We start from the raw sequence: 20,792 nt of genomic DNA on the forward strand, positions 1-20,792 counted from the left end.
TTATGAATACAGGATTTCCAAAAGATTTTTTATGGGGAGCATCATCTTCAGCATTTCAAGTGGAAGGAGCTTGGGATAAAGATAATAAAGGAAAAACAGTGGCTGATTACAATTCTTTTAAAAAGTCTCACTTGCAAGCAGACACTAAAGTAGCATCAGATTTTTATCATAATTATGAAGAAGATATTGAACTGATGAAAGAATTAGGAATGAAAACTTATCGTTTCTCAATTTCATGGGCAAGGCTAATTCCAGATGGGGAAGGAGAAATAAACCAAAAGGGAATAGATTTTTATAATAAAGTAATAGATAAATTAATAGAGTGTGACATTGAGCCATTTGTAACTTTATATCACTTTGACCTACCTTTTGCACTAGTGGAGAAGTATAATGGTTGGGAAGGTAGAGAGACTGTTTATGCCTTTGAAAGATTTGCCAAAGTATGCTTTGAGCATTTTGGAGATAGAGTGAAATATTGGCAACCTCATAATGAACAGAATTTAATAGTTAGAGTAGAAGAGAGAATTAATATATATAATGAAACAGACCCATGGAAGATAGATAAAATGCGTGCTCAAATGGATTATAATCTTTGTTTAGCCCATGCATTGGCAGTTAATGCATGCCATGAAATGATAGAAGGAAGCAAGATTGGAGCAGCAGTATCATCATCTGTAACATATCCTCTTACATCTAAACCAGAAGATGTATATGCAGCAAGAATGAATGACAACTTTAAAGTGTACTACATGCTTGATATGCATTATTATGGAGAGTATCCAGGGTATTATATGAATTATCTTGAGAAAAGAAATATAGTCCCTCATATGGAAAATGAAGATAAAGAAGTACTTAAAAAAGCTAAAATGGATTTCATAGCTGTAAATTATTATAGAACAAACTGTGCAGAGGCCTTACCTGAGGATTCACAACATCCATTTGGACTAAGAGAAGGAACAGTTGACTTTAGTATGTATGGATTATTTAAGATGTCAATGAATCCTAATCTAAAGGCTTCAGAGTATGGAGCATCAATAGATTCATCAGGACTTAGAGTTGCATTGAATGAATATTGGCAAAGGTATCACTTACCTGTTATAATAACGGAGAATGGTCTTGGAGCTAAAGATGTCCTTGAAGATGGTAAAATTCATGATGACTATCGTATAGATTATTTAAATACTCATATAAATGCATGTAAATTAGCTATTGAAGATGGTGTAGAAATGATGGGATATTGTCTATGGTCATTTACAGACCTTTTAAGTTCTTCACAAGGTTTCAACAAACGTTATGGGCTTGTTTACATAAACAGAACAGACCATGAAACCTTAGATTTAAAAAGAATAAAGAAAGATAGTTTTTATTGGTATAAAGAAGTCATAAAGAGTAATGGAATAACAAAATAAATATAATATATTGAGGTTTTTAGTATGTACATTACAAAGGTATTAAATAATTCGTTGCTACTTGCAAAGGATGATAATGACGAAGAGATAATATTGATGGGAAAAGGAATTGGTCATAATTATAAGATTGGGTCTGAGTTAAATAAAGAAGATATAGAAAAAACTTTCGTTCTTCATGATGAAAATATAAAAAAGAGCATTGTACAACTTGCATCAGAAATAGATGCAGAATACTTTGGTATAGCTCAAATGATAATCTCATATGGAATAGAAAAGTATAATTTAAAACTTATGAACCATATATATTTGGCTTTAACTGACCACATCGCCTTTGCAGTGAGACGCTTTAAAGAAGGTATAATGATTGAGAATTACTATTTGTTTGAAATTAAAGAATTTAATCCAAAAGAATATGATATAGGAAAATATGCGATTACTGTTTTTAAGGAGGTTCTTGGTCTAGACCTACCAGAAGAGGAAATTGGTAATATAGCAGGCCATTTTATAAATGCACAACAAGACAATCCTTATAGTGATAGAAATAAGAGAAGTGCTAAAATTGTGAATGCCATTTTACAAATAGTTCATTATCACTTTTCTATTGTATATAATAAAGAATCATTTTATTATATGAGATTTGTAATGCATCTAAAGGCTTTTTCTCAAAGATTTCTGGCTAATGAACCATCAAAAGAAAAGATAGATTTTATATATAATCAAGTGCGTAAAAATTGTAAGGAAGAATATGAATGTGTAAATAAAATAGGAGCCTATATACACAAGGAATACTCTAGAAAATTACCTCGTCAGGAGGAATTATATTTAATGATTCATATTCATAAGATTCTAGGGGAGCTAGATGAAAACTGTTAAAATGTTTTAGTATATTAGTAACTTGATAATAAAAATAAGAATTAACCAAATTTAAATAATGGAATTATTTTAAGAGATAGCTATTAAACTATCTCTTAATTTTATGCAAAAAATGACTCTAAAAGTAGTAACCTAGAAAATATGTTTAATCCTAATGTTATTTATATATTAGAAGAACTACAAGATTAATATTGATTTTCTTTATGAATTTCAAGGATGAATACTAGTGATTTATAATAAGCAGTACTATTTCTTATTTGAGTTATTCATTATTTTCAATCCATTTGTATTTACTTAAAATAAGAGCACTGTGTGACAAGCATCATAATATTGGTTTTGTTATACTGTTAATATAAAGATGCAACTAAGAATAAAAACTACGAAACAGAGGCTAAGAAATAAAAATAAAGTAATGGAGGATATGAAATGGCTAGAATATCTAATATAACGATGGCTGAACAGCCTTCGTATTGCATTTTAGCAATACGAAAAACTATTGACTTTATGGTAGAATTTTCAGAGTTTTCACAGCAAAGTTTTCGAAAAATTTCCAACTATCTGGAAGAAAAGGGAATATTGTCTGCAGGAGCACCAATTGTATGCTTTCATAACATGGACTTAGAAAAATTAGATGTTGAAGTAGGTTTTCCTGTAGCTAATCATTCTGTATTTAATAATATGGATACAGAAAATGAAATTTTGCAAAAGATTGTTCCAACACAGAAAATAATAACTGCAATTGATTTAGGACCATATGAACTGCAAGACCCTACACTTGAAGAATTATTTTTGTGGGCGAAGGATAGTGGATATGAACTTCATGGAGATATCTATTATCAGTACTTGAATGATTTAAATCGTCCTGAAAGTGAGTATCTCACTAAAATGATGTTACCTATTCTATAAATAACAAAACAGAATAGAAATTCTGTGGATACATAGGTTTAGCTGTAATAAAAAACAAGTTAACTACCATTTTACTATGAATGGTAGTTAACTTGTTTTTTATATGGATTGTTTATGATATGACAGATTGAATTGTTACTTAATGAGTGACTAATAGACGTTTTTATTGAAAGTTACTACCTGTTATGTGATAATAAGGACTTGTTAGGGTAATTATTATAGTTGTGGTTTAATGATTGAGATATTATCATAATATTTGCAAAATGATATAATCGAGAAGAAACAAGACAGATAAATAAAGGAGTAAATAATATGAAGATATATGATGTATTAACACGTTTTTATATTAAGGATATAGAAAATGCAATTCCTTTTTATGAAAATCTTTTAAAAGATAAATGTTCTTTACGTTTTTCTTATAAAGAAGTGGGGTTAGAGTTGGCTCAAGTAGGAAATGTTTTGCTGTTATCTGGTTCTGATACTGCTCTTAAGCCATTTATAGAAACGAAAGCTACTTTTATGGTTGATTCTGTGGATGAATGGAGAAGTCATCTGCTACAAAGTGGAGCAGTAGTAATAAGAGATAAGAAAAAAGTTCCTACAGGATATAATATGACAGTAAAACATCCAGATGGCACAATTATAGAGTATGTTCAGCATACAAAATAAAATTAGCTCAAAATATGGGATTAACTCAAACACAGGATTAACTTTAAAATAGAGTTATTAATAAATAGCTTAGGGTAATATATTATATACTCAAAAGTTTAATTTGTTAATCTTAACTCTGATATATTATAAATTAGATTAATATGTATCAAAATAAAAAAAGTTATTTACATAGAAGGTGAACTTTGGATAGAGTTCACCTTTCTATTTTTTTGACCTACAAAAAATAATATACTGAAATGTCACAACAGAAACCCATCCTATGCCAGTAGCAAATGCAATTGTCTTTAAAGCAAATTGTTGAATAAACAAATAAGAAATAATAACACGAATTGATATATGTAAGATGGTTCCAATTACAGGAATATTTACTTTTCCACTTCCTCTATACCATCCAACAAATGCACTTCCTATAAAACATAAAACATAGAAAATAGCGATAGTTTTCATGTACTCTATGCCATTTACCATAATTCTATCATTGGCATTATTCATCATAAATTTAATACCAGCCTTAGCAGAAAAATACATTATCAAAGATAGCCCAATTCCTAGACACAATAGGATAATCAATCCTGTATAAAATCCTTGCTTTGCTCTTTTTCTATTTTCATTTCCAAGATTTTGTGCGACAAATATAGAGATAGCCTCAGCACCACTATCACCAAAAGAATTAGCAAAGCCTTCAATTCTTGTTGTAGCAGTGTATGCTGTAATTATGTCTGCTCCCATTAGATTTACAGCTCCCTGTACTAGTAATTTTCCAATATATAAACTGGATTGATGAAGAGCTGAAATTAGACTATAGGATAGAGTTAATCTTAATAATTTCCATTCAAACTTCATATCTTCCTTTCTAAACAAAAGAAATGAAATGTTTTTTCTTATATAAATAAAACAAAGAATTGATGCAAGAGTCTGTGAAAGTACAGTTGCAGAAGCTGCTCCTTGGATTCCAAAATCACATACTGCAACAAAAACTATATCCAAAACAGTATTTATTATCATTGAAAGCATTAAGATAATTAGGGTAGCTTTAGTATTCCCAACAGCTCTCAAGGCTGCTGATAATAAATTATAAAAATATGTTGCGATAAGTCCACAAAAAATAATATTTAGGTATGGTATCGCGATATTTGAAACTTCTTGTGGTGTATGAATTAGATTTAGTAATGGAGAAAGTATAAATATTGAACATATACTTAATCCTAAAGTTAATGTAATGCCAAAGATAGTTGCTAGAAAAGATTCTTTTCTAAATGAAGATAAATCACTAGCTCCATAAAAATGTGCAAATATAATTGATATACCTGTACAACTTCCACTTAGTACAAATATAAAAAGGTTCATAATAGTTCCAGCTACACCTACAGCAGCAAAAGCAGTTTGACTTACAAACCTACCAACTATAATAGCATCAATAGTATTGTAAAGTTGTTGGAGTATATTTCCTAAAAGTAATGGGAACATGAGTATGACCAACTCTTTCTTTATGTAACCTTCTGTTAAGTTAGTTGTATATTTCATAATGGCACCTCGTTAAATTTTAAGATACAATTAGTTTACAGTCATATTAAATAATTGTAAAATGCTGTTTTTATCCATATAATATAAATAAATGTTTATATTATGAATTGGGGTAAGATTATGACAGAACTTGAGATACAAGCTTTTTTGACTATTATAAAGCTGGGAAGCATTTTTGCTGCTGCTGAAAGTTTATATGTTACTCAGCCAGCTTTAAGTAGACGCATACATGCATTAGAAGCTGAATTGGGATACAAATTAATTAATCGAAAAAAGGGAGTACGAATATCAGAGTTGACAGAAGAAGGGAAGGCATTTGTTCCAATTGCAGAAAAATATAAAACTCTCTTACAAGAAGCTAAGTATATAACTAAGATTGATAGAAGTAAAATTATAAATATATCCTCTATAGGAAGTGTTAGCTCATACATACTTCCAGATGTATTTTCCTGTTTTATGAATACATATCCAGAGTATAATGTAAATTTTTATAACTATCATTCTTATGAAGCATATGATTATGTTTCCAAGGGGGAAGTTGATATAGCTCTTATTTCAGATGATATGTTTTTTAATGACATAGAAACAATACCAATATTTAAAGAAGCCATGTTACTGGTAACAAGTTATGGCTCAAAATACAATGGAGAATTGCATCCATCTGTTTTAGATGTTGCCGATGAAATAAGACTTCCATGGAATCCTGAATATGATTTGTGGCATAATTTTTGGTTTCGTTCAACTCTTCAACCTAAAGTATTTTTAGACCAAATGTCTCTTTTAGAGTATTTTATGAGACAAGAAAATTTATGGGCCATTGTGCCAGTATCAGTAGCATATCACCTTAAAGAAATATCTAATATCGAGATACATTACATAAAAGATGCTCCACCAGATAGGTTTATTTATTATTTAGTTAAAGAATCTAATAAACAGGAAATAATAGATAAATTTTTAGATTTATTAAACGAAAAACTATTGAAAATTAAAGGGTTGGAGTCTTTAGTTAAATAATAGAAGATAGTAAATCTTAAAGTTAAAAGTTTATTTAGAGTTAAATAAATTAAGTGTATATTTAAAAATAAAGAAATATTTATATAAAGAAGAGTATTTCAAGAGAATATTAAGAATCTCAAATGAAATACTCTATTTTTCTTTTTTAATGATTATATTATATGAAAAAATGTATATTATTAAGTTAGAAATATGTAAGAAAATTGAAAAATAGGTTACAAGATGAGATAAACATATAAAAAATAATTTTCACATTATAAAAAATAGCAAGATTTATTAAATATGACTAAGAAGTAATTGATATAATGTCTCATGGATAAAAGGAGGAGAGCTGCAATGTTTTATAAAGTAAATAATGTTATAACTGCTATTGATTATATAGAGGAGCATTTATCAGAAAAGCTGGATTTAGATATAGTTGCTAATGCTGTTCATTATTCAAAATATCATCTACATAGAACTTTTACAACTTCTGTTGGGTTGACAATGCATGATTATATAAAACGAAGAAAACTCACAGAGGCAGCAAAACTATTAGTATTTTCTAAAAAAACAATTATTGAAATTGCATTGATAGCTGGCTATGAAAGTCAACAAGCATTTACTTCTGTATTTAAAGATATGTATAAAAAATCTCCAAATAAATATCGAAAAGAACAAGAATTTTATCCTTTGCAGCTAAGATTTGTTTTGAAAAAAGAAAATCTATTTTCAAAAGATATATCGGAATTAAAAAAAGATATTACACTTGCTAAAATATCTGATATACCATCATGGATGAGTTTAGTGAGATTAGTCATAGATGGATTCCCAAATTTACAGGAGGAAGAATATATCTCTCAATTAAAACAATATATTTTGGAAGAAAGAGCCTTGATATTAAAGTTTAATAACATTGCTATTGCAAATATGGTATTTAATAAAGAAACTGGGAGCATTGACTTTTTTGGGATACACCCTCAATATCGTAATTCAGATATTGCACAGGTGTTTCTAAAAAAGGTTATTGAGAATTTTTTGATAGATAAATCTATCTCAATCACAACTTTTAGAGAAGGAGATAAAGCTGATACAGGACATCGAAATATGATAAAGAAGTTAGGTTTTGCAGAAGCTGAATTATTAACTGAATTTGGGTATCCTACTCAAAAATTTATTCTGTCTTCTGAAAATGAAAAAGACACTGAATAGTACTAATAATCTATTGTATTAAAAAATAATTTTACATTTTTAGGTGTATTTATTTTGCTGTCCATGTTTCTCATAATTTTGATTATAAATATAAGAAAATGTATTTTTTATTTAAAAAGAAATACAAATTTTGAGGCTGAAATTTAAAGCAAAAACTAAATTTGAATCAAAGAGCAAGAATGATTAAAAAATATAAAATTCAATTCAGTATAATGATTTAAGATAATACTTAATTGGCAAGGAGGATTCAAATGTCTAAAAATCAGCAATTAGAAAGTTGTAATTCTATTACATCCAATCCTAAACATAATATATCTGGACAAGAGATGGAGTTAGCAACATCTTTTCCAGATGAGATTGCATACCTTATAGATATAAATAATAAGCTGGATAATGCTTTGGAGAATGCAGAAAATTCAGTTGATAAACTAGATAAAGATTACATGGATGCTAAATTATATATGGTAAAAAATCGTGGAGAGATAGACCCACATGAAATGTTCCAAAATGAACTGGCACTAAAGCAAATAGATAGTTATGGGGCTTTTATGGTAAAAGTTCGAGACAAGATTGCTAAAATGAAAGATTCGCCATATTTTGCTAGGATAGATTTTCAACTAAAAGATGAAGGTTATGATTCAAAGTATTATATTGGTCGATTTGCATTTGATTATGAAAATGAACTTCTAATACTAGATTGGCGTTCTCCAATGGCCAGTATGTTTTATGATTGTGAGATAGGACCAGCAGGGTATAATGCACCACTTGGATGGATAGATGGAGAAATAACACGTAAACGACAGTTTAAAATTAAAAATGGAATACTGGAGTATGTACTTGAAAGTTCTATGAATATACAAGATGATATTCTTCAGAAGGAACTTAGTAATACTTCAGATGAAAAGATGAAATCCATTATTTCAACAATACAAAAAGAGCAGAATCAAATTATTAGAAATGACAAGGCTGACACCCTCATTATTCAAGGAGTAGCTGGTTCTGGAAAAACATCTATAGCCTTACATCGAATTGCTTTTCTTCTTTATCGATTTAAAGATAAGATATCAGCAAATAATGTAATTATTCTATCACCTAATAAAGTCTTTGGTGACTATATTTCTAATGTACTTCCTGAACTAGGAGAAGAGCCTCTATGTGAATTAAGTTTTGAAGATATAGCAGAAGTTCAATTAGAGAGGATTATTGATTTTGAGGGAGAAAAAGATTCTCTGGAAGTAAATGATGTACAATGGGAAAAAAGAGTACGTTTCAAATCTACACTAGATTTTTTAAAGCTTATGGATAAATATATAAAGCAAATGCCAAATATGGTCTTTATTCCTAAAGATTACACTTTTGGAGGTTTTATAGCTAAAAGTGACTGGATACGAAAAAGATTTGATGCATACAATAAATATCCAGTTAAGCGAAGACTGGAGATGGTAGCAGAAGATATTCATTATAGATTTGAATCAGATAATATTATGGAAGATGACTTACCAAAAGTAAAAAATATACTGAAAAGTTTAAATAGAATGCTAACAATAAAAAATACTCTAGCACTATATAAGGACTTCTTCAAACAGATGAATATTCAAGATATGTTTGTAATGCCATCAAAGAATACTCTTGAGTGGGCAGATGTGTATCCATTTATATATCTTCATGCTGCATATGAGGGATTACAAGAAGACAAAGTGATAAGACACATTGTTATTGATGAAATGCAGGATTACACTCCTATTCAATATGCTGTAATAAACTTGCTTTTCAAATGTAAAAAAACTATTCTTGGAGATTTTGGACAACTAATCAACCCTAATCATTTACATACATTAGATGATATGGTACATATTTATGATGATGGAGAGCTAGTAATGTTAAACAAGAGTTATCGTTCTACTTTTGAGATTATTAATTTTGCCAAGAAAATTCAAAATATAACTTCGCTGGAGGCTATTGAAAGACATGGTGAGGAGCCTGTTGTGATTAAATGCAGTAACGAACCAGATGAGATAGATAAGATAAAAATGGAGATTGAGCAGTTTGAGGAAAGCAACAATGCTACCCTTGGTATTATACTAAAAACCAACAGCAAGGCTAAAGCAATATATGATGTTATTAAGCAAGAATATGATGTTAATTTAATATCTCCTGAAAGTTCTAGTTTTGTAAAAGGTGTATCAATTACTTCTATTAAGATGTCAAAGGGGCTAGAGTTTGATGAAGTTGTTATTCCTTCAGTAAATAATAAAACATATTACAATGATTACGACCGTAGTTTATTATATATTGCTTGTACACGTGCTATGCATAGACTTAAGCTTACATACACTGGAAATTTAACGCAGTTGATAGAACTTAATTGATATATATAGTTTACATTGTAAAGATTGATTTTTCTAACTTATTATGAGGTATCACACCTTGCCACTCAATTCCTTGCAAATCTGATTTCATGCGCTTTTCCGCTTGTGTTCTTAATGGGGGAGCTTATTGACCTCATTGACAAATACAAAAACTTTGACACCATGACAACAACTATGCTTAATGAGTTTGTTGAAAAAATTCTTGTTGTGCATGAGCGTTACCGCAAGGGTAGCCAAGAAGGTAGTCCTACGATCCGAGGATATGGCTGGCTAAAGGCGTATATGCCCTTACCAGCAGTTTACCAAGGCAGGAACCCGTGTCGCCATTATTTGAAAGAAACTGGGGGTAGCATTTACGCTTCTCCAGTTTCATCAATTTATTTTATCGTGTTAATAAGTTTTTTCGTTGATATTATATCTGTTTGAATAATTTGTGCATTGTGCTTGACGTTGCAAATAATATATGCAGGCAAGTCTTGGGATTTCAAAATTTCTATTTGCTTTGAAGTACCTATATTGCTTTTTTCAAGATATTTTAATCGTTTTGTAAGAATATCAACTACTTATTTTTTATCTAAGAATTTAATAAAAAAAATAGTAATCATAAAAGGAACAAGGCTATAATTAAAATTTTGAATAAATGATACAAATGTACCTTTCAACTCAATATAATCTGTCTTAGAAAGCGAATAAACGGTTTTGCCAGGTATATTTGCATCTTCTTTAGACATATGAACTTCTTACAGTTCAACAAACTTACGTTTCGATATGAAGCATTGTATCTTCTGAGTTACTTCCAAGACAAATTCATCTGTATGTAAGCAATCATAGCTAAAATAACTTGGAGACCCAGTAGCATAATTGATTTTGCTTGTATTGGCTGGATAAGAAGGTCCATTGTGAATAGACCACCAATCGCATTGCACCACGCATGAAAACACACGCAGATCATGACACTTCCAGTCAGCCTGTATAAGACTGCCAACATAAAAGACATCGCGATACACCAACACAAAAACGAGATGAAGTTCATGGAGGATTGGTTTGCGTTCTGTAGCAACCAGAGCGGAAGATGCCAAATGGCCCATATCACGCCTGTGAGAAGACATGCAGCAAAAAAAGGGAGTTTTTGCTCTAATGCTGGTTGCAAAAAACCGCGCCAGCCAAGCTCTTCCAATCCGCCACCTATAATCATGAATGGAAACATAAGTAGTATCGTATACCAAGGTTTTCCCAGATATCGATTGCAAAGGATATTGATCACAATCTGGCTGGCAAAGAAAATAGCAACAATCAGGGCGCGAGAGCTGGATATATGATTGGTTCTGACGATACGTTCACAAAGTTCTTTAATCCCGTGAATCTGTCCGCTTTTTTTAAGAAGAATCGTAACAGCATAAGCTGGAGCAAATCCAATTGAGAAACCAACTAGTAAGTAGTATACGACAGTTCCAATCGGTCCTGCGAACCATTCAAGCTGTTCGCCTATGATGACGATTGTTGTAGCACTCCATGCAATTAAAAATACAAGCAATAAGTATTGTAGTATTGGTTTTTTCTCATAATAATTCCACATCAGCATAACCTCCTCATTGTAAATAAACTATGGACTCATTCTTGTTGTCCTTATTTTCAGACAGACTGGTTACTGCTTCCCAACATGAAAAGGACAGATGTACACAGGCTGAACAGTAATCCATCCGTATTCAACTGAATATATTGCATAGCAGGGTAGCACCTTGTTAGAATCAGGTCCCTTTCGATTCCGCTGAGACATACTGTAATGAAAGAATATATTTCATCTAACGTCTGTTTAGGAGAGAAATAGCCTTTTTGTATTTGCTCTTCAATATATTGATATGCTTGCGTTTGTAAATAATCGCTATGGGATGCAACCTTCACATTTGCCCGAAACCTCTGATAATATTGCTGGTCGCTGGCAAGCGTAGAAAGCATTTCATTTAAAATCTTACCGTACCCAGTGATGCCAATCATAATCGCATCAAAATATAGGGAAAACAGCTGCTTTACAACATCTTCTGGAGAATGTCCTGAGTGCAGTATTTCATCAACTTTAGCAGACACGTCAATAATTGATGTGTCTCTGTTAATGAGGGCAAATAGGATATCTTCCAAATTAGTAAAATATCGATATACAAGCCCATGACTAAAGCCTGTTTTCTCAATAATATCTTTCATTTTAACTGTATATACTGGCTTGGACATGCAAACATCAAATGCAGCATCCAATATCTGATCCCGTTTTTCCTCCAAATACTGTTCATTTACTTTTGGCATTACATCAACCTCCCTTAAAATGACTTTATCGTCATTATTATATGATATACTATACTCTCTTTTCTACGTCATGTCAATGTTAAAATGACGAAGGTGTCATTTTAATATTGTGGATGTGATCCAGTCAATCTCAGACAACATAGCTGTTAATAAAACTGCGGTTGGTATCAGGCAGAACGAAGTGGCAATAGGAACCGAAAACGATGTGAAGACAGATGATTGTGTGGTAAAGGAAGTCGGAACATGATGCTTAGCACTAATTAAAGCAATGTATCCGCTACTATATCAAGGGGGAGGCACTTTAAACTACGCAAGCACTGGATAAAACGATTTTTCCATTGTTGATTTCTGATAGGGGAAATAATGAGATTTTGTTAATCATTTTGTTAATTCTATAGATTAAAGTGTCTTCTATAGAACTAACAAAATATCAGAAGTACTATTTGAGGTAATTAGAACTGTACAAGCCATAAATAAAATATATAATTATGTGTATTCTTATTCCATACTTTAATAGATATTTTTTAAAATAAAAAGCATTTTTTCTGTAGTTTTATTTACACAACTGTTCTTATTTTTTTATTGATTTTCTAAGAAAGTCTGATGTTATAGTATTACCTTTTTTTAACATTTCTGATGGAGTACCTTCAAATACCACCTGACCACCATTTTTACCACCATCAGGTCCAATATCTATCACCCAATCTGCTTGCTTTAAAACATCTAAATTATGTTCAATGATAATAATTGTATTACCTCTGTCTACTATTCTTTCAAAAATCAACATAAGCTTGTCAATGTCAGACATATGAAGACCAGTAGTTGGTTCATCTAGAATATAGATAGTACCTTTTTTATTAAGATTTTTTGCTAGTTTAATCCTTTGACATTCTCCGCCAGATAGTGTACTAAGTGGCTGACCTAAAGTCATATAAGATAATCCAACATCTTTCATAGTTTGTAATATTTTGCAAAGTTTCTTTTCCGTAAAGAATTCAAGCGATTCATCTACTGTCATGGAAAGAACTTCAACTATATTTTTACCCTTATACAATTTTGACAGGACTTCTTCATTGTATCGAGTACCTCTACAAGCTTCACATATATTAACAACAGGGTCCATAAATACCAGTTCTGTAACAAGTACTCCTTTTCCATTACAAATAGGACAAGCCCCTTTAGAATTAAAGCTGAATAAACTTTCACCAACATTATTTTCTTTAGCAAAAAGTTTTCTTATTTCATCAAAAAAACCAAGAAATGTAGCTGGCATAGAGCGATTTGTAGTCGTGATAGGGTTTTGGTCAATTTTAATAACATCTTTTTCATATTTTTTTGCAAAAATACTAGAAATCAAAGTACTTTTTCCAGAACCAGCAACTCCAGTAACAACTGTCATGATTCCAACCGATATATCTATATCAACATTTTTTAGATTATACAAACAAGCTCCTCTGATGGGAAGAAAGTTTTTTGGTTTACGAGTATTAGATTTTAGAGATAATGACAAATTCATAGCTTTTGAAGTAAGTGTATTTGCTAGAAGTAATTCATTATAGGTACCTTGAAATATAATATTTCCTCCATGTTTACCAGCATTTGGCCCAATATCTATAATCTCATCTGCTATAGATATGACATCTTTATCATGTTCTACCACCAGAACTGTATTTCCTCTGTCTCTAAGTCTTTTTAGTAATTGATTCATACGATGTACATCTCTTGGGTGCATTCCAGTGCTGGGTTCATCAAAAATATAGGTTAGACCAGTGAGGCTACTTCCCATATAGCGTACAAGTTTTAATCTCTGAGCTTCTCCTCCAGATAAAGAAGTCGATTCTCTATTTAGATGTAAATAAGGAAGTCCAATGTCAATCATTCTTTTCAAGCCATCAGTAAGAGTATCTACAACAGTTTCAACTCTATCATCATTTATTTGAGAGAGTAAATTGTAAAGTTCAGTAAATTCCATATTACTCATATCTGATATAGAATACCCTAAAATAGTGCAGTTAAGAGCATCTTTATTTAATCTTTTTCCATGACATTCAGGACATTCCTCATCAGTTATAAGTCTTTCCGACTTTTCTTTGGTGTGTTTGCTCATATTGCTAATATCTCGATTTAGATATGTTTGATTGTATTTATTAAAAATACCTTCAACTTTTGAATTTTCAGGCTTGCTTTTTCCATCTTTTGAGCCATATAGCAATAAATTATATTCCTCCATAGAATAATCCTTCAGAGGTTTATCTAAATCAAATAGTCCAGATTCAGCATACTGTTTCCAATACCATGAATTAGGTTTAAATAGAGAGTCATTTACACAACCTGCATTCCATGAATTTTCTGGATTTAGAATAGACTCAATATTAATCGCTTTGACTCTACCAATTCCAGAACAGTTTTTACACATACCATTTGGGTCATTAAACGAAAAATATGATGTTGTTCCTATATATGGTTTGCCAATTCTAGAAAATAATAATCTTAGTGAAGAATACAAATCGCTTATAGTTCCTACTGTAGAACGTGCATTGCCACCAAGAGGAGACTGGTCCACGATTACAGAAGCAGTTAAATTATCAATCAGTTCTACATGAGGTTTTTTGTATTTTGGAAGTCGACCTCTAATAAATGCTGAATATGTTTCATTCATTTGTCTTTGTGATTCTGCCGCAATTGTGTCAAATACAATACTTGATTTTCCAGAGCCAGAAACTCCAGTAAAGACAATGATTTTGTTTTTTGGAAGTTTAAGTGAGATGTTTTTTAAATTATTATGTGTAAGTCCCTTTATTATGATATCTGACATAAATACTAAGCCCTTTCTTTATATATTTTAGTAGCATAATTATATTATGTAGTTATATTATAATAAGATTAAAATTTATTTTCATGATATATTCTGCTATATTACAGATATTATTTTTTAATTTACTTACAGTGTAAACAGTCTTAATTAGTATGCTACATATAAAAACAAAACTCCTATTATAAAACTTATTTAGAATTTAGTAAAAATGAGCTAGTTTAAAAGATTTAAATAACTTGACTTTTAAAACTTACTATTGTAATATTTTAAATATTACAATAGTAAGTTTTAGGTGTATACTCAGACATAATTTTACTACTTGAAAGGAGAGAACAATGTTACTGATAGTTATAATAGCTGTTTTTATAATAGCTTTAATCAACATAATTATATTAGGTAAAGAAAATATAAAAGGAATAATTATTCCTGTAGCTTTATTTCTTGTAAGTGACTTCTTATTTCTTTGTGGAAATATTATATTGAGAGGAGGAGTGATTTTACTATTCGTAGGATTATTTGCAATACCATTAATGTTGATTGCTTTCATATGGATTTGTGTACATATTATTAAACTACATCTTAGAAAAGATTTAAATAAAAGAAAAGTAATCGGATGTATAGTTTGTACTTTTATAAGTATATCTACTATATTTCTTCCTGGACCAAGTGAAAGTTTTAGATTCCAACTTTACAAAAAGGATTATATAGAGGTTGTACAAGCAGTTTTAAAAGCATGTGATGAGAAAAAGTTAAATTCTGAATATAATCTAAATATTAAACTTGGCAAAAAGGAGTTAGAAAATATTTTTTCAGAAGAAGTAGTGAATAAAATAAATAAGTTAAATAGAAATGTAGATGTAACTAAGATAGTTGGTAATAAAAAATCAGTTTGTTTTTTCTTTGGAGCTGAATTACAATCTGTTGATGGGATTGTATTCTTTAAAGATTTAAAAGGAAATAAGCCAGAGTTAGATTTTATAAATAAACACATTCAAGCTCCACGTTTAGAGTATATGACAGATGATGTCTATTATTTTAAAGGAGGATTATAAATATACATATATAGGGGAGGAGTAAGATATGAAAAGAAAGACAAGTTTTATTTTAATAATTATTCTATTAATCATTGCATTTATAGCAAAACATTCAATGGAAAGTAATCAAAAGAGTAAAGAACAAAATATTAAGAGTAACAATACAAATTTTAAATCAAATGAATTGGATAGTAAAGATAGTACACAACAGAAAAAAGATAAAGTTAATGTAGTTGATTATAGTGATTGTTTCAAAGATATTAGTGGAGGGGCTGTTTTTTATAGTAGTAAAAATAAAGAATATAATATATACAATAAAGAGTTAATTGAAACAAGGGCTTCACCTTGTTCTACTTTTAAAATAATTTCAACATTAATTGGTTTAGAAAAAGGAATAGTAAATTCAAAAGAATCAGTTATGGGGTATAATGGCACAATTTATGAGATTGAAGATTGGAATAGAAATCTTAATTTAGAAGAAGCATTTAAAGTATCTTGTGTTTGGTATCATAGAAAACTGATGAATCAAGTTGATGCTAAATTTGTTCAAAATACACTAGATAATCTAAAATATGGGAATTGTGACATTAGTGAGTGGGAAGGAAATTTAAAAAATGGAAGTAAAGATTTAAATGGGTTCTGGTTAGAATCTTCATTAAAAATCTCTCCCAAAGAGCAAACACAAGTATTAACTAAAATTTTTGAGGGTGATACAAGTTTTAAAAAAGAGAATATTAATCTCTTGAAGGAGATTATGAAAATAGATACAAATGATAAGAAAATAAATGTATATGGTAAAACTGGAACAGGATTTGATGAAAAGAAGCAATGTGTTGATGCATGGTTTGTTGGGATGGTAGAAAATGAAGATGATACATATTACTTTGCTATTAAATCAGATGATTCTAATAAAAAAATTGGAGGACCAAAAGTAAAAGAGATTGCAATTGATATAATTAATAACTATTACAGTACTATATAATAGACATAACTTTATACTAAAATATTAGGTAGATTTAAGTAACTATGCAATGAATTGATAAATATATTGCATAGTTTTTATTTTATTTATATTATTTTAAGTATATGTAAAAGGATATGAGCAAAATTTTAATAAAAAATAATCTTATATTGGTTAAAATTTATAAGGTGTTTATGTAAAGTATCATATTTAATTGAAAAAAGTATTTTGAGAGAGAGTCAACATTTAGTTTGAAGTGTCACTATAATGTCATTTTGGATTGCTAAACTTTAACTATAAAGGAGATGATTATATATGGAAATACTAAAATGTGAAAATTTAACAAAGACATATGGCTCAAATCAAACTATGGTGACGGCTCTTAATAATTTGAATTTATCAGTTCAAAAAGGTGATTTTGTATCCATAGTAGGAGCCTCTGGTTCTGGAAAATCTACATTACTACATATGCTTGGAGGAGTAGATAGACCTACATCTGGAAAAATTTATATTGAAGATACTGAGATAGCAAGCTTAAAAGAAGAAGCATTGGCAATTTTTCGACGCAGAAAAGTAGGGCTTATATATCAGTTTTATAATCTTATACCTACTCTTGATGTTAGAAAAAATATATTATTACCAATGTTACTTGATAAGAGGAAAGTGGATGAAGATAGGTTTTCGGAAATTGTATCTACCTTGGGATTAACTGATAGGCTAAAACATCTTCCAGGTCAACTTTCAGGTGGGCAACAGCAAAGAGTAGCTATAGCTAGAAGTTTAATATATAGACCAGCTATTTTATTAGCAGATGAACCAACAGGTAATCTTGATAGAAAAAATTCTGAAGAAATTGTAGATTTACTAAACTTATCAAATAAACGATTTAATCAAACAATACTTCTTATTACTCATGATGAAAAAATAGCATTAGAAGCAAATCGCATTATAACTATGGAAGATGGTATGATAGTTTCTGAAAAGGTGGTGAAGAAATGAATATTCTTCAAGAATACACCTTAGATTTTGTACGTCGTAATAAGCGTAGTAGTATAGCTATAATGTTGGCTATATTACTTACTACAACTATGATGTCTTCTTTATGTGGATTATTATATACAATGTGGAGTGATTTTATAAGACTTTCAGTTGAGAAAGAAGGTAATTGGCATGGAGAATTATTTGATGAAACTCATGGAAGTGACTTATCATTAATTGAAAATTTCTCTTCAGTTGATGATGTGATGATTAAAGGACCATGGTATGTAGGTAAAATTAATGCTGATAAAAGGGATTACATAATTTATAGAAATGCCACATCAGAATATTGGAATTCTATGCCAGAAAAAGACACTATACTAGAGGGGCGTCGACCAAATAATGCTAATGAAATTGCACTCTCAAAACAATATTTTGAAAGTAATCCAAATGTAAAAGTTGGTGATAAGATTACTATCCCAATAGGAGATAGGGTTTTAAATGGAAATTATATTGTACCTACAGCACCAACAGCAAAAGGTGAAAGTTTTAGAAAGATTTCAGAAACTGTGTTGACAATAGTAGGGAAAATAGATGTTACTACTTCATCAGTTGTACCTGCATATACAGCTCTTGGTTATCTTGATAGAGCAAGTATAAAGCCTAGTGATAATATTACTGTATATTTGCGATTTAAAAATATTAGAGATACATATAAAGAGCTTCCAAAGCTTGCTAAATCATTAGGATGGAAAATGAATGAATATGGAAAATACAATCTTAAGTATAATAGTAATTATCTTTTAAAGATGTTAGTCTTTTCTCCAGAACAGAAAGCATCTATGAACAGTATAGAAAAATTTTCAACACCTCTTATGTATTTAACAATAGCAATCTTTACAGTGGCTGTATTTGTAATGGTGATTTATAATGCTTTTGCATTATCAGCAAATGCTAGACTTACTCAATTGGGCATACTAGCTAGCATTGGAGCATCTCCAAAGCAGATTAAAAAGTCTGTAGTTTTTGAAGGTTTTTTATTGACAATTATCCCTTTACCTATAGGCTTATTTTTAGGGTGGGCATTGTGTAATGGCCTTGTAAGTTATATTAATTCAGTAAATATTAATATTGATAATCAACAGGTAATCTTTACTTATGGTATTCCTGCTTTCTTACCAGCTGTTTTACTTACAATAATAACAGTATGGGTTTCCGCACTGATACCAGCACGTAGAGTATCAAAACTAGCACCTATAGAAGCAATCAGACAAGGTGATAGTGTTAAAATTAAAAGTTCTAATAAATACTCATTAACAAGGTTATTTGGTATAGAAGGAGAACTTGCAGTAAATGCGCTTCGTGCCCGTAAAAAATCTTATCGTACTGCAACAATATCTTTAACACTTTCTTTTTTATTATTGACAAGCTTTCTAAATATAATTGCATGTCAAAAAGGTGCAGAGAGTGTTTATGGTAGTGATATTTATGCGAGTCAAAGGGATATATCATTGTATTTGGAAAATAGTGAACCCACAGAAAAACAGTTTTTAGAGCAATTAAACAATACACAAGGTGTAGAGAGTTCATTATATTATCTAAAAATGTCTGCAGCAACTTGGTTAACTGAAAAAGATGCTTCAAAAGAGCTTGCAAAGAGTGGAGGATTTAAAAATATAGTCTCAGCTAAAAAATATTCTCCTATAGAACGTGATGGTAAGTTTCGTATCACTTCAACTATGATTGGACTTGATGATGAGAGTTTTGCAAAATATTGCAAACAACTTTCTATAGACCCCAAACCATATTATGATACAAAAAATCCAATTTCAATTGTATATAATCGTGAGGAAGATGTTGAGCGTAGTACACGTAGGGATAAAGTATATATAGATTATTTAAATCTTTCTGTAGGAGATAACATTACATTGAATGAAAAAGTATATGATGAAGATGAGGGAAATTATACTTTTAACATGAAAGTAGGAACTATTACAGATACACTTCCACAAATAGCAGAAAGGCTTGGTAGATACACACTAATTCAAGTAGTACCAATGTCTACAGTACAAGATGTGTCTAAAAATTACCATGAAAATCGTAGATTAAAATCAAATAGGATAACAGGGCTATTTAAAATAGATAATCATGATAATATTTCTAAAGTAAGAAAAGAGTTTGAATCTATTTGCAACCAATATTATGGGTCAGGTGATTATAGGATTAATGATGTTGTAGAAAATGAAGAGTTAAGTGATAGTGGACAAATAACTATGAATTTAATAGTAGGATTTATTACAGCATTGTTAGCTGCAATTGGTTTATCAAATGTATGGGCGACTGTTTCAGGGAATCTTAGAAGTAGGCGACAAGAATTTGCTATGTTACGTTCTGCAGGATTGTCTCCAAATGGCATGAAAAAGATGATTATCTTAGAAGGATTATTTTTTGGTCTTACACCATTATTACTCAGTATTCCTGTGCAAATAGCTATATTGTATGCTTTCATCCATATAAATGAAATAAGTTTTATGGAGTACTTATTATTTGCACCAATATCCATAGTGACGAGCTTTACCATATTGATACTTATTGTAGTAATAGCATCGTATATTATGGGATGTAAACAATTAAATAATGAAAACATAGTAGAATCTATAAAAAATGAGACAATATAAACAAGATTTATTTGAATATTTTTTAAAAGCAACTTTAAATAATATTGTGTGTAAGTTATAGATAATGTAT

15 protein-coding genes and 1 pseudogene are annotated in these 20,792 nt (G+C 30.1%); 12 read left to right on the forward strand and 4 right to left on the reverse strand.

From position 1 onward, the window contains the following. The first annotated feature begins 2 nt into the window (after nt 1-2). The 4 genes from IC218_RS18225 (at nt 3) to IC218_RS18240 (ending at nt 3,857) form a co-directional block, all read left to right on the forward strand. Nucleotides 3-1,409 (forward strand): glycoside hydrolase family 1 protein, encoded by a 1,407-nt coding sequence (locus IC218_RS18225; RefSeq protein ID WP_227825110.1) that lies wholly within the window; start codon nt 3-5, stop codon nt 1,407-1,409. A gap of 24 nt (nt 1,410-1,433) precedes the next feature. Continuing rightward, on the forward strand, nt 1,434-2,282 hold the full coding sequence (locus IC218_RS18230) for a PRD domain-containing protein (protein WP_227825111.1): 849 nt from the start codon (nt 1,434-1,436) through the stop codon (nt 2,280-2,282). Between the two features lie 426 nt (nt 2,283-2,708). Continuing rightward, nucleotides 2,709-3,188 (forward strand): GyrI-like domain-containing protein, encoded by a 480-nt coding sequence (locus tag IC218_RS18235; RefSeq protein ID WP_227435363.1) that lies wholly within the window; start codon nt 2,709-2,711, stop codon nt 3,186-3,188. Between the two features lie 312 nt (nt 3,189-3,500). Then, nucleotides 3,501-3,857, forward strand: a complete 357-nt coding sequence (locus IC218_RS18240; protein ID WP_227435351.1) for a VOC family protein — start codon at nt 3,501-3,503, stop codon at nt 3,855-3,857. Between the two features lie 204 nt (nt 3,858-4,061). On the opposite strand, the gene IC218_RS18245 is transcribed toward IC218_RS18240, so the two are convergent. Then, the gene (locus tag IC218_RS18245) at nt 4,062-5,384 is read right to left on the reverse strand and encodes an MATE family efflux transporter (protein ID WP_227825112.1); all 1,323 of its coding nucleotides are present in this window, start codon (nt 5,382-5,384) and stop codon (nt 4,062-4,064) included. A 120-nt stretch (nt 5,385-5,504) separates the two neighbouring features. On the opposite strand from IC218_RS18245, the gene IC218_RS18250 reads away from it, so the two are divergent. From IC218_RS18250 to IC218_RS22315, 4 genes and pseudogenes are all read left to right on the forward strand, one after another. Further along, nucleotides 5,505-6,398 (forward strand): LysR family transcriptional regulator, encoded by an 894-nt coding sequence (locus IC218_RS18250; protein WP_227825113.1) that lies wholly within the window; start codon nt 5,505-5,507, stop codon nt 6,396-6,398. A gap of 336 nt (nt 6,399-6,734) precedes the next feature. After that, complete coding sequence (locus IC218_RS18255) at nt 6,735-7,589, forward strand: helix-turn-helix transcriptional regulator (RefSeq protein ID WP_227825114.1); 855 nt, start codon at nt 6,735-6,737, stop codon at nt 7,587-7,589. Between the two features lie 251 nt (nt 7,590-7,840). After that, nucleotides 7,841-9,958 (forward strand): HelD family protein, encoded by a 2,118-nt coding sequence (locus tag IC218_RS18260; RefSeq protein WP_227825115.1) that lies wholly within the window; start codon nt 7,841-7,843, stop codon nt 9,956-9,958. A gap of 120 nt (nt 9,959-10,078) precedes the next feature. Beyond that, nucleotides 10,079-10,384 (forward strand): annotated as a pseudogene (locus IC218_RS22315) (DUF4368 domain-containing protein); the annotation flags it as partial. A 364-nt stretch (nt 10,385-10,748) separates the two neighbouring features. Here IC218_RS22315 and IC218_RS18270 read toward each other — a convergent pair. The 3 genes from IC218_RS18270 to IC218_RS18280 all read right to left on the reverse strand — a co-directional run bounded on the left by IC218_RS18270 (nt 10,749) and on the right by IC218_RS18280 (nt 15,071). Next, the gene (locus IC218_RS18270; protein WP_227825116.1) at nt 10,749-11,534 is read right to left on the reverse strand and encodes a CPBP family intramembrane glutamic endopeptidase; all 786 of its coding nucleotides are present in this window, start codon (nt 11,532-11,534) and stop codon (nt 10,749-10,751) included. 56 nt (nt 11,535-11,590) lie between these two features. After that, complete coding sequence (locus IC218_RS18275) at nt 11,591-12,256, reverse strand: TetR/AcrR family transcriptional regulator (protein WP_227483365.1); 666 nt, start codon at nt 12,254-12,256, stop codon at nt 11,591-11,593. Between the two features lie 571 nt (nt 12,257-12,827). After that, nucleotides 12,828-15,071, reverse strand: coding sequence for an ATP-binding cassette domain-containing protein (locus IC218_RS18280; RefSeq protein ID WP_227825117.1), 2,244 nt, complete (start codon nt 15,069-15,071; stop codon nt 12,828-12,830). A 335-nt stretch (nt 15,072-15,406) separates the two neighbouring features. Between IC218_RS18280 and IC218_RS18285 the strand changes: the two genes are divergently transcribed. From IC218_RS18285 to IC218_RS18300, 4 genes are all read left to right on the forward strand, one after another. Then, nucleotides 15,407-16,123, forward strand: coding sequence for a hypothetical protein (locus tag IC218_RS18285; RefSeq protein WP_227825118.1), 717 nt, complete (start codon nt 15,407-15,409; stop codon nt 16,121-16,123). A gap of 28 nt (nt 16,124-16,151) precedes the next feature. Then, the gene (locus tag IC218_RS18290) at nt 16,152-17,087 is read left to right on the forward strand and encodes a penicillin-binding transpeptidase domain-containing protein (protein ID WP_227825119.1); all 936 of its coding nucleotides are present in this window, start codon (nt 16,152-16,154) and stop codon (nt 17,085-17,087) included. Between the two features lie 294 nt (nt 17,088-17,381). Further along, the gene (locus IC218_RS18295) at nt 17,382-18,065 is read left to right on the forward strand and encodes an ABC transporter ATP-binding protein (RefSeq protein ID WP_227435330.1); all 684 of its coding nucleotides are present in this window, start codon (nt 17,382-17,384) and stop codon (nt 18,063-18,065) included. Next, nucleotides 18,062-20,722, forward strand: coding sequence for an ABC transporter permease (locus IC218_RS18300; RefSeq protein ID WP_227825120.1), 2,661 nt, complete (start codon nt 18,062-18,064; stop codon nt 20,720-20,722). Before IC218_RS18295 ends, IC218_RS18300 begins: the two co-directional genes overlap by 4 nt. Nucleotides 20,723-20,792 lie beyond the last annotated feature (70 nt).

The organism is Clostridioides sp. ES-S-0005-03, from assembly GCF_020658455.1.
Lineage (GTDB): Bacteria > Bacillota > Clostridia > Peptostreptococcales > Peptostreptococcaceae > Clostridioides.